We start from the raw sequence: 11,709 nt of genomic DNA on the forward strand, positions 1-11,709 counted from the left end.
CAGTACAGCGTCAGGACAAAGGACATAATCAACGTGATAAAACGACTTAAACCCTATCTTGGAGTTGGCTTAGCGGCTTGGGTTGCCAGTACTTGTGTGTTGGCTCAAGGCGATTTTTATATTGAGCTGCGCGGCCCTGAATCCACCGATGGGGTGCAAACTCGTGAGCCAGACAGGCCCACCCTTGCTCCTCGCCCCGTGCAACAAAGTCCTGCCCAGCAAACGCGGCCTATTCAGCAAATAGGCGTCGGCAATGCGCCCGCCACTCAAGCCGCTGCCACGGGTCGTTATGGGCCTGTGCGCAGCACGGACACCTTGTGGACTATCGCCGAAAAGTACACTCGCTCCCCCGTCACAGTGCAGCAAACCATGGTGGCCTTGTATTACCTTAATCCGCGGGCCTTCGTGCGCGGCAACATCAATAATCTGCAACGGGGTGCTCAGTTACGCCTGCCGACTGCCAGCCAAATACGCCAGCGCTCCGCTGGCGAAGCACAAGCCGAATTTAGCCGCTTAACGCGCCAAGGTAATCGCCGCGTGGCACAAGCTGCAGCCCCTGCGGTGAGTCGGCCTGTTGTCGCCACGGTCCCCGCGGCTGCTCGGCCGGTGGCACAGCAGCCAGCTACACCGGCTACTCAACCCGCATCAGCTGCGCCGACGCCCGCCCGCCCGCCAGTGGCCCAGCCTGCCGTGGCATCCAATGGCTTAACCGAACCCAAAGCGGCCAGCAATGGCTTAGCGGCGCCTAAGGCCGCCGCCCCAGTTGTTGAGTCGGCATCCGGCACGCCGGCGGCAGCGGAAGAGACGGCACTGACTCGTTTACAGCTGCAGTTAATGGATGAGCTGCGTGAGCAGGTGTCCATGTCGAATGAGCAACTGGCCAGCTTAGCCGATAATAATCATCTCTTGCGCCAGCACTTGGCGCAGCTGAGTGCCGAAGTGGCCGAGCTTAGAGCGAACAAATATGAGACAGAGCCGACGCCTGCGCTAACCGCAGACGTTGAACCCAAACAAGAGGGCTGGCTAGAAGATTTAATGAGCAATCCAGTCAATCTGGCGTTGCTCTTGATCTTACCGGCCTTATTGTTGCTGGCCTTGTTTACGCTGTGGTGGCGTAATCGGGTGCGCCGCGACTTGGCCGCGCAAGAGCAAGCGTTAACCGAAACCAGCATGATGGAGGATGAGCGAGATGAGTTTGACGACTTCTTTAGCCCCTCTGCCGATGACGAGCAGGATGCCTTTGCCAATGACGAGGCACAGGTTGAGCCGATTGCGGCCCAAGATATAGATGAAGATGCCTTTGCCCGATTCTTACAAGAGCAGCAACAATTAGAAGAAGCCGAAGCCGAGCGACAAGTGGCCCCCGAAGTTGAAGCAGAACCTGAACCTGCGCTAGAGCCCGAAATCATCCCAGAGCCAGAACCGACTCCAGAGCCAGAATTAGCACCTGAGATAGATGAAGATCCGTTATTTGAAGACAACTTCGGCGAAGATGACTTACCCGAAGATAAGCTGTTTGAAGACCAACTGTTCGAAGATCAGCTGTTTGAAGATGAACAGCTTGAAGATGCGCCAAGCCTCACAACTGACTCTCTTAGTGACGATGAGCTGGATGACTTATTTAATACGCCGCTTAGTGCCGAAGACCCACAGCTGTCGGCGGATGAAGCCGCACTGTCAATGGAAGAGCCGGTTGCAGAGCCTTCTGTTGCAGAACCCTCTGTTGCAGAATCGTCAGTGACAGAGCCTTCAGTTGTAGAACCATCAGCGGAAGAACTGGCCCAAGAAGAAGCGCCAGTTGACGAGCCTTTGGTCGTAGAAAAGCCAGCCGCCGACACGATGCCGGCAGTCGAGCCCGAGGCTGAAACGCCACGTACCGCAGACGTGGCAGAGCGTGCGCCAAGCCAAGAGGATGCGCCACCGGCCCGTTTGATGGATGATTGGCCTGAGCCGTTAGTTGAGTCAATGGCAGCCCTTGAGGGCGATTCAGCACAGACCTCCGAACTTGACTCTGATCTTCAGTCTGATCTTCAGTCTGAGCCTCAGCCTGAACCTGAACCTGAACCTGAACCTTATGTCTCAGTCGACGAGTTAATGGCCGATGCAGAGCGCGGTGAAGGCCCAGAACCTGATCGCGAGCGTAAGCTGGATCTGGAGCTGGACGACTATGCCAACGTGATTGGCCAAGGGCAGGGCATAGACATAGATATCGATGAAGGCGGCATGAGCGGCCAGCTCGACTTGGCCCGCGCCTATATTGAAATTGATGACATCGATAGCGCCCGTGACCTGCTCAATGAAGCGCTGGAGCGCGGTAATGCCGAACAACAGCGCGATGCCAAGAAGCTGCTGGCGCGACTCGACAAACGCGGTTGAAACTAAGCGGCCCCATTTTGGGGCCGCTTATTCAATTTAGCGGATTAAAGAGTATAATTGCCCCTTTTAACCCCCTTGGAAGTGATTTATGCGCATTGCCCTTGGCATCGAGTATGACGGCAGCCAGTATTGTGGCTGGCAACGGCAACGAGAAGTTAACAGTGTGCAAGCTGAGGTAGAACAAGCCTTATCTAAGATTGCCAACCATCCGGTATTAGTACAATGCGCGGGCCGCACCGACACAGGCGTGCACGGCCTCGGCCAAGTGGTGCATTTCGATACTCATGCAGATCGCCAAATGAGCGCTTGGACACTGGGCATGAATGCCACTTTACCCAAAGACATAGCCGTGCGTTGGGCCAAGCCCATGAGTGATGACTTTCATGCGCGCTTTAGCGCCACCGCGCGCCGCTATCGTTATATTATTTATAACCATAATATGCGCCCGGCCATCTTACACAGTGGTGTTAGCCATTATGTGGGTGAGTTGGATGCAGATAAAATGCACGCCGCAAGCCAATGCTTAGTGGGTGAGCACGACTTTACCTCGTTTCGGGCGTTGCAATGTCAATCGCACAGCCCAACGCGTACCATTTTGCATTTAAACGTACAGCGTTATGGGCATTACGTGGTGTTAGACATTAAGGCCAATGCGTTTGTGCACCACATGGTGCGCAACATTGCCGGTACCTTAATTAAGGTGGGCTTAGGCGAAGCGCCAGAGGCGTGGGTGGCCGAAGTGCTGGCGGTGCGCGATCGGCGCTTAGCCGGACACACAGCCAAGGCTGGCGGCTTATATATGGTGGCGGTGGATTATCCTGATGCCTTTGATCTACCAAAGCCTGCCGCAGGCCCGTTATGGTTGCCAGAAGCCTTACGCTAGCGCCATGTCGAACCCGAATATTCAATAGGCTGCTTGCTCGAACCCAGAGATAAGATCGCGAACTAAAGCATTAAGTAACAAGCAATTAACAGATAATTAAATAAACAGTAAAACAAGTGGTTAATCAAAAATTGTCTGCGAGCCGCATCGCGGCTGGAACTAATTTTTTATCCACCTTTTTATCAACCTAGCGGCTGATATATGGTTTAATGCCCGCCATCAGATGGCGGTGTGTTGGCGGCGAGTGAAAATATCGACCAACAGCAAGCCACAGCCTATAGATTAATGATGCAATTACGCTAAGGATTTCCATGAGCTGGCTAGACAAAATTCTTCCTAAGAATAAAAACATCGGTGTGCGCCGTCAGAATATCCCAGAAGGGGTATGGAGCAAATGCAGTAGCTGTGAGCAGGTTTTATACCGAGCCGAGCTGGATCGTCATTTAGAAGTCTGCCCTAAGTGTGATCATCACATGCGCATTGGTGCACGTTTGCGTCTAGATAAATTTCTGGATACAGATCATCGTGTAGAATTAGGCGCGCAGTTAGAGCCACAAGATGTCTTAAAGTTTAAAGACTCAAAGCGTTACAAAGACCGCATTAGCGCGGCGCAAAAAGCCAGTAATGAAAAAGATGCCTTGGTCGCCATGACCGGCACCTTAAAAGGCATTCCGGTAGCCGTGTGTGCTTTTGAGTTTTCCTTTATGGGCGGCTCTATGGCATCGGTCGTGGGTGCGCGTTTTATTGAAGCGGTGAATGCGTGTATCGCAGAGCGCCGTGCCTTGGTGTGTTTCTCTGCTTCCGGCGGCGCGCGCATGCAAGAAGCCTTGTTCTCCTTGATGCAAATGGCCAAAACCAGTGCCGCGCTGAATCGCTTGTCTGAAGCGGGTTTGCCGTATATTTCCGTATTAACAGACCCGACTATGGGTGGCGTGTCTGCTAGCTTGGCGATGTTAGGCGACATTAATGTTGGTGAGCCAAAAGCCTTGATCGGTTTTGCTGGGCCACGCGTAATTGAACAAACCGTACGTGAAAAATTACCCGAAGGCTTCCAGCGTAGCGAGTTTTTGCTGGAGCACGGCGCCATCGACATGATCATCGACCGCCGCGAAATGCGCGATAAACTGGCCAGCGTTATCGGTAAATTGATGAATCTTGAGCCTACCGAAGGCATGCCTATGGATCACGAGCAGGTTAGCGCCTAATGAGCCGTATAATCGATGCCCAGTCGCGTGATTTAGCGGCTTGGTTGCCGATTTTAGAAGAGCTCAATATGGCACATATTGAGCTCGGCTTAGGTCGCATGACGGTATTGGCTGAGCGCTTAGGGTTGCTCAGCTTACCCAGTCATGTGATAACCGTGGGCGGTACCAATGGCAAAGGCACCACCTGTGCCTTATTGGAGTCTATGCTCTGCGCCGGTGGCTTGAGCGTGGGCGTGTATTCCTCGCCGCACTTGGTCGATTATCGCGAACGGGTACGCATTAACGGAGCCAGCCCTCTAGCTGCGGATTTTTGTGCCGCCTTTGCGGCGGTAGAAGCGGCACGCTTTGATGAGCAGGGCAGTGAAACTGCACTCACTTACTTTGAGTTCACGACGCTGGCGGCACTCTGGTTATTTCGCGCCGCGAGACCGGATGTGGTGTTACTCGAAGTGGGTTTGGGCGGGCGTTTAGATGCCACCAATGTGGTGGCCTCGGATCAAACTGTGGTCACCAGTATCTCTTTGGATCACACCGATTGGCTTGGCGATACTCGCGACAGTGTCGGTTTTGAAAAAGCCGGTATATTTCGACCCGCTAAGCCTGCGGTGTGCGGCGATGCTAATCCTCCTGCGTCTTTGCTGGCCCATGCGGCCAGCATCAATACGCCGCTGTACTGTACGGGCAGGGACTATATCTGGGCAGTGGCAGGCGATAGCTGGTCGTTTCACGGCTTAGGCTTGGCGTTGGATGGCTTACCTACACCGGCATTGCCGGTGATGAATGCCGCTACTGCCTTGGCGGCCTTGGCCTTATCCCCCTTTGTGTTGAGCGAGCAGGCTATACACACAGGTTTGCTGCAGGCTCAGTTAACCGGTCGCTTGCAGCAACTTAGCCCGCAATTATGGGTGGATGTTGCCCATAATCCCGAGTCGGCGGAGTATTTGGCCAGCCAACTGCCCCGCATACGTGGCACGGGGCGCTTATTGGGCGTGGTGGGTATGTTGAAAGACAAGGATATTGAGCACAGCTTGGCGCCATTAGCCGACCAGCTGGATGCTTGGTATTTGGCGACCTTAGGCGGGCCCCGTGGGGCCACTGCCCAAGAGTTATCGCGCTGGCAAAGTGGGGCCTGTTTTGACTCTGTGGCCGAGGCGTTGGCGGCGGCAGAGGCGGATGCCGATGAGCAAGATGTGATTATTGCCTTCGGCTCTTTCTTTACCGTTGCCGACGTCTTAGCAAGTCAAATAACGCGCAAGTAACTAGCTAGCAACTCAATTGTTGGCAAATAAACCATACATTTTGCCCTTAGGGCGTGAAGGAGCGGGCCTTGGCCACACAGTTTCAGCAGCGATTAATCGGTACCGTGATCATAGTGGCCATAGGCGTGATTTTTTTACCTGATTTGTTAAGCGGTAAAAAACAGCTGGAACCTGATGAAGCCGTAACTATCCCGCTGCGCCCGCCGCTTGATCCGGCTCAGCAAGCGATCATGCCACCGCCTCGTCCGGGCACAGAAGCGGCCGGCCGCGCGGCGGAAGCCGCCCAGCAAGTGGCTGCCGCTGCCGATCAATTGGCCGCCCAGCAAGCGGCTCAGCAAGAAGCTGTGTTGGCTAGCCAACCGGCTGCCGAAGTGTGGACCATAGAGCAAGCACAAGAAGCGCCACCGGTCGCACCTAAGCCGTCACCTCAGCCGCAAGCCATGGCTGCACAACCTGTGGCTGTACAACCGGCGGCTCCACAGCCACAAGTGCAGCAAATTGCACCGCAACCTGCACCTCAGCCTGCACCTCAGCCCGTGGCTCAACAAGCGGTACCGCAACCCGCTCCTCAGCCAGTGCAGCAAGTAGCTAAACCCGTGCCACAAGCAGCACCACAACCTGTGGCTCAACCACGATTGGTAGCAGGGCAAATACAGCAAATTGAGCCAAGGCAACTAACACCACAACAAGTTCAGCAAGCTCAACAAGCTCAACAACAAGCGGCGCCGCAGCCGGTGAGCCAAGCTCAGCGTCAACCTCAGCCGATAAGCCAAGCGCCGGTCAGCCAAGGTGGCAGCTTTGTGGTGCAATTGGGGGCGTTTCGTAACGCAGCTAACGTCAATGCGCTGGTACAAAAGCTCAGAGCCGCAGGCTATAACGCCCAAACCACGCCTAGCCCGGCCCGTGAAGGCGAGCTTAACCGCGTTTGGGTGGGCCCAGACAGCAAAGACCGCCTCGACCAGCAGCTGCCCGCATTACAGCGCCTAACTGGCCTTAATGGCAGTGTAAGACCTAAGTAGCAACAGCAACGGGCGCCCAGCGCCAAGCTAAATAAAAACCCGAGTCCGCATAGCAGACTCGGGTTTTTTGTTCTTTACACTAGGCAGGGATGAGCCGACATCTCGTGATCTGTGCTTCGCCCTTCAAGCTTAAAAGCGAGACCCTGACGTGCAACCGGAAGACGGCATAACCGTAAACGGTGTCTGTTTTAGCTGGGCGCAGGGTGCTAGGCGCTTGGCGCTGTGTTTTTAGGTATTTGCTGGGTGATGCAGTGGATATTACCGCCGCCCAGTAAAATTTCCCGCGCCGGTACGCCCACGATTTCCAGCTCAGGGAAGATAGTTTCCAATATCTGTTGGGCCTCAGTATCTGTGTTGGGGTCGAGCAAAGGGTAAATTAAGCGATTGTTGGTGATCAAAAAGTTTACGTATGAGCCCGCCATACGTTCACCGACAAAGCGGGTCGCCGCAGTGTTAACTTGTATGCCAGCGGCTTCTTGCTCGGTAATATACAAGGGGCCGGGCTGGGGCAGTTTCCAGATTTTAAGCGTACGACCTTTGGCGTCTCTTGCTTCACTCAGCACCTTAAAGGCGGCCTGAGAGCGGGCGTATTGCGGGTCTGACTCATCATCGGTCCAGTGCAATACCACCTCGCCGGGGCGGGCGAAGCAGGCCATGTTATCTATGTGGCCGTCGGTCTCATCTAAGTACACGCCTTCGGGCAGCCAAATAAAATGACTTACGCCCAGCTGCCGACTTAACTCTTGCTCAATCTCGGTTTGGCTAAGATGAGGGTTACGGTTTGGGTTGAGTAAACACTCAGCCGTGGTCAGCAGCGTGCCTTCGCCGTCCACGTGGATGGAGCCGCCCTCCAAAATCAACGTCGAGTCACGTTTGGGTATATTGAGCTCAGCCAACATGGCCTCAGCCACCAACTGGTCTTGGTCCCAAGCGTCATACAAACCGCCTTGCTCGCCACCCCAAGCATTAAACACCCAGCTTATTCCTGCACGCTCGCCTTGGTCGTTGACCACCACGGTCGGGCCAGTGTCCCGCGCCCAAGCATCGTCGCTTTCCATCGCCACCAGCGTTACGGCTGCCGGCATAATGGCTTTCGCGTTTAGCATGTCTTGCTTAGGTACGGCCATATAAACGGGCGTGGCGACGGCGATGGCCTCGGCTAACTTGGCAAAGGTAGCCTGTGCGGGAACGGCTTGCTCACGCCAGTTATCAGGCCTGTGGGGCCAAATCATCCATACTGCCTGTTGCGGTGCCCATTCGCCGGGCATAAAAAAATTGCTCATTAACGGCCACCTTCGCGTTTGCCATCTGAGGTTTGCAGGGTGTGATACATGGCGGGGCGACGGTCACGGAACAATCCCCAACTGGCGCGGGTATTAGCTATCTGCGCTAAGTCGAAGCTGTGCACTAATACGCCCTCAGAGGTTTTATCGGCTTGCTGCACCAATTCGCCTAGCTCATCGGTAATAAAGGAGGAGCCATAAAAAGTGGTTTCCAGACCCTCAATAAACTTGCTGTGCTCGGTGCCAATGCGGTTAGAGGCAATTACAGGCACTAGGTTGGCGGCGGCGTGGCCTTGCTGAGTGCGGGTCCAATGGGGTTGGCTGTCGATGCTGGTATCTTGGGGCTCTGTACCGATGGCGGTGGGGAAGAAGATTAACTCTGCACCCAGTAACGCTAAGCTGCGCGCGGTTTCGGGAAACCATTGATCCCAGCAAATGGCCACGCCAATCTTGGCATAACGGGTTTGCCACACTTTAAAGCCGGTATCACCCGGGGTAAAAAACTGCTTTTCTTGATAGCCGGGGCCATTGGGAATATGGGTTTTGCGATACAAGTCCAGCACGCTGCCATCGGCATCTATCACCACCAGTGAGTTATAGAAGGCGGTACCGGCGCGCTCAAAGAAGCTTAAGGGCAATACTACTGCCAGCTCTTTGGCCAAGGCTTGAAAATGGCGGATAAGTGGGCTGTTATCTACCTCTTGGGCTAATGCAAAATGCTCAGGGCTTTGGTCGATACAAAAGTAGGGCGCGGCAAATAGCTCTTGAATGAGGATGATCTGTGCACCTTTCTGGGCTGCATCACGCACCAGTTTTTCGGCACGCTGAATATTCTCATCAAAATTCCAACTACATGCCATCTGGGTGGCGGCAACAGTGACTAAGGCCATGATTAACTCCTCTGAATTGAACCTTTAAACTGAAGTTATAAAACTTCAGTTCTAAAATAAGGACGCGAGTCGTTAAGGCACTTGAAGCGAGTTATCAAACTAGGTATCAAGCGGATCTTGAGCCGCGAGGGATAAACCCAACACAGCCCTTAACAGCCATCCATGACTTAACAACTCAAGCGTTGAGCCCGCAGTGTGCCTTTCTCGGCTAAAAGCCGCAAATAGATAGTGTAATTTTTTGAGCTGAATATAGCTTTTCTTCACACCGTATAGATGAAAAAGCCGTCAACCCAAGGTGGGTGACGGCTATTTTGATGTATAGGCAGCTTACGGTATAAGATTCCCCAAAGGGCTTACATCATAAAATCATGGCCGCTAACCAACCAAAGGCAATTAACGGAATGTTGTAGTGAATAAAAGTCGGCACTACGGAATCCCAAATATGATCGTGTTGACCATCGGCATTGAGGCCAGAGGTGGGGCCGAGCGTAGAATCTGACGCCGGAGAGCCCGCATCGCCCAACGCGCCAGCTGTGCCAATGATCACCAAGGCCGCCAAGGGTGAGAAGCCTAAGGCCAAGCACAGCGGCGCATAAATAGGCGCAATAATGGGGATGGTTGAAAATGACGAGCCAATACCCATAGTGATCAATAAGCCCACGATCAGCATCATAAGGGCGGCTAAGGCTTTATTGTCGCCCATGCTGATTTCTACCGCTTGCACTAGGCTGCCAATGCCACCAGTTTCTTTGATTACGGCGGCAAAGCCGGCGGCGGCAATCATGATAAAACCAATTAACGACATCATCTTCACCCCTTGGGTGAAAGCGTCTTGGCTTTCTTTGTACTTCACCACGCCGCCCAGCGTAAAGATCACGAAGCCGACCATGGCACCTAAGATGATGGAGTTGCTGTATAGCTGCAGACTCAGTGCAGATAAGATAGCAACCACGGCCACGATTAAGTGCGGCACATGAATTTGGATATGCTCAGGCTCCACCGCAACAATTTTGCTTTCATCGTATAAACGCGGCTTGCGGTAGGTAAAGAACAACGCCACTAACAGGCCTAAAAACATGCCAAATACCGGAATGCCCATGGCCATCGGCAACATAGACTTAGTCACTTCTACGCCGTTCTCGAGCATGTTAGCGAGCAACACTGTGTGTAAGAAGATGCCGCCAAAACCCACAGGCAGCATCATATAGGTGGCGGTCAAACCAAAGGTCAGCACACAGGCCACGGCGCGGCGGTCGAGCTTCAGCTTGGCCATCACGTGTAGCAAAGGCGGGATCAAAATCGGAATAAAGGCAATGTGCACTGGCACTAAGTTTTGCGAAGAAACCGCCACCAGTAATATGGTCATTAACAGTAAGGCTTTGATCCATAGCATGCGCCCTGGGCTGGCATCTTGGCCGAGCGCTTTGATAATTTTAAATGCTAATAAATCGGTAATGCCGGAGCGAGAAATGGCCACGGCAAAGGCGCCGAGCATGGCATAACTTAAGGCAATGGTGGCACCACCACCTAGGCCACCGGCGAAAATATTCGCCGCTTCCGTGAGCGATAAGCCACCCACCATGCCACCTACGATGGCACTCAGCGTAATGGCGATCACCACGTTGATGCGCAGCAAGCTGAGCACCAGCATCAGGGCCACGGCGATAACAACAGGATTCATTGTTTATCCTTAGAATTTGGTAATTAACAGGAGGTAGGGGCACTTAGTTTGCGAATTTAGCGCTGAATGTCGAGCTTTTTACGAATTTTATTACACTTTCAACCTATTAGGTTGATACTGCAGCGATCAATTGACTGATAGTTGGGCGTAAATTTTCGCGCATTTCTAGCTTAGTTCAGCGTGCGGCACTGTAATTGCCGATTTTTTGCACAAGTAAGCCTACTTGTCTGCCGACCCCCTTGGGTTTGCCGGTCGGCGCCCATATAATTACTAGTTGAGCGTGGTGGTTGGCGCCAAACTAGGCCACAACCCCATTAGTATCATCACCAAGGAGATAGACATGAGCGTATTGGTAGGCCGTCAGGCCCCTGACTTTACCGCTGCAGCTGTACTGGGCAATGGCGAAATCGTTGAAAACTTCAATCTGAAAGAATTCACCAAAGGCAAAGCCGCGGTATTGTTTTTCTACCCGCTGGACTTCACCTTTGTATGCCCTTCAGAACTGATCGCCTTTGACGATCGTTTCGAAGAGTTTCAAAAGCGTGGCGTTGAAGTGATCGGCGTGTCCATCGACTCTCAGTTCAGCCACAACGCATGGCGTAACACCAGCGTTGAAAACGGCGGTATTGGCCAGGTTAAATACCCACTGGTCGCTGACGTTAAGCATGAAATCTGTAAAGCTTACGACGTTGAGCACCCAGAAGCCGGCGTGGCGTTCCGTGGTTCTTTCTTAATCGACAACAATGGCCAGGTTCGTCACCAAGTGGTGAACGATCTGCCACTGGGTCGTAATATCGACGAAATGCTGCGCATGGTTGACGCGCTGCAGTTCCACGAAGAGCACGGCGAAGTGTGCCCAGCTCAGTGGGAAAAAGGCAAGCAAGGTATGGAAGCATCTACCGAAGGTGTTGCTAAGTACCTGAGCCAGCATTCAGCTGACTTAAAGCGTTAATTAACGCTTAATGAGCAAACTTGCTCATTATAAAAAATAAAAATGCCGGCAATTGATTGCCGGCATTTTTGTATTCGTTATTATTTTCACGCTTCACGCTTCACGCTTCACGCTTCACGCTTCACGCTTCACGCTTCACGCTTCACGCTTCACGCTTCACG

General features: G+C 53.2%; 9 protein-coding genes. 6 read left to right on the plus strand and 3 right to left on the minus strand.

Translation table 11 applies throughout. The features are described from left to right. The first annotated feature begins 33 nt into the window (after window positions 1–33). The 5 genes from ACEN2G_RS02500 to ACEN2G_RS02520 all read left to right on the plus strand — a co-directional run bounded on the left by ACEN2G_RS02500 (window position 34) and on the right by ACEN2G_RS02520 (window position 6,742). Window positions 34–2,376 (plus strand): FimV/HubP family polar landmark protein, encoded by a 2,343-nt coding sequence (locus tag ACEN2G_RS02500; RefSeq protein ID WP_442019884.1) that lies wholly within the window; start codon window positions 34–36, stop codon window positions 2,374–2,376. Between the two features lie 88 nt (window positions 2,377–2,464). Continuing rightward, window positions 2,465–3,259, plus strand: a complete 795-nt coding sequence (gene truA, locus ACEN2G_RS02505; protein WP_442019885.1) for a tRNA pseudouridine(38-40) synthase TruA — start codon at window positions 2,465–2,467, stop codon at window positions 3,257–3,259. Window positions 3,260–3,570: 311 nt separating this feature from the next. Continuing rightward, window positions 3,571–4,464 (plus strand): acetyl-CoA carboxylase, carboxyltransferase subunit beta, encoded by an 894-nt coding sequence (accD, locus tag ACEN2G_RS02510; RefSeq protein WP_442019886.1) that lies wholly within the window; start codon window positions 3,571–3,573, stop codon window positions 4,462–4,464. Further along, the gene (folC, locus tag ACEN2G_RS02515) at window positions 4,464–5,723 is read left to right on the plus strand and encodes a bifunctional tetrahydrofolate synthase/dihydrofolate synthase (protein ID WP_442019887.1); all 1,260 of its coding nucleotides are present in this window, start codon (window positions 4,464–4,466) and stop codon (window positions 5,721–5,723) included. Before accD ends, folC begins: the two co-directional genes overlap by 1 nt. 68 nt (window positions 5,724–5,791) lie before the next feature. Beyond that, complete coding sequence (locus ACEN2G_RS02520; RefSeq protein ID WP_442019888.1) at window positions 5,792–6,742, plus strand: SPOR domain-containing protein; 951 nt, start codon at window positions 5,792–5,794, stop codon at window positions 6,740–6,742. 206 nt (window positions 6,743–6,948) lie between these two features. On the opposite strand, the gene aguA is transcribed toward ACEN2G_RS02520, so the two are convergent. The 3 genes from aguA to ACEN2G_RS02535 form a co-directional block, all read right to left on the minus strand. Beyond that, window positions 6,949–8,025 carry an agmatine deiminase gene (aguA, locus tag ACEN2G_RS02525; RefSeq protein WP_442019889.1) on the minus strand — a complete coding sequence of 359 codons (1,077 nt, stop codon included), beginning with the start codon at window positions 8,023–8,025 and terminating at the stop codon, window positions 6,949–6,951. Beyond that, window positions 8,025–8,915, minus strand: a complete 891-nt coding sequence (gene aguB / locus ACEN2G_RS02530) for an N-carbamoylputrescine amidase (protein WP_442019890.1) — start codon at window positions 8,913–8,915, stop codon at window positions 8,025–8,027. Before aguB ends, aguA begins: the two co-directional genes overlap by 1 nt. A 358-nt stretch (window positions 8,916–9,273) precedes the next feature. After that, window positions 9,274–10,596, minus strand: coding sequence for a Na+/H+ antiporter family protein (locus ACEN2G_RS02535; protein ID WP_442019891.1), 1,323 nt, complete (start codon window positions 10,594–10,596; stop codon window positions 9,274–9,276). Between the two features lie 340 nt (window positions 10,597–10,936). On the opposite strand from ACEN2G_RS02535, the gene ACEN2G_RS02540 reads away from it, so the two are divergent. Next, on the plus strand, window positions 10,937–11,548 hold the full coding sequence (locus ACEN2G_RS02540; RefSeq protein WP_442019892.1) for a peroxiredoxin C: 612 nt from the start codon (window positions 10,937–10,939) through the stop codon (window positions 11,546–11,548). Window positions 11,549–11,709: the final 161 nt, after the last annotated feature.

The sequence above is a fragment of the Oceanisphaera sp. W20_SRM_FM3 genome, assembly GCF_052119705.1.
Lineage (GTDB): Bacteria > Pseudomonadota > Gammaproteobacteria > Enterobacterales > Aeromonadaceae > Oceanimonas.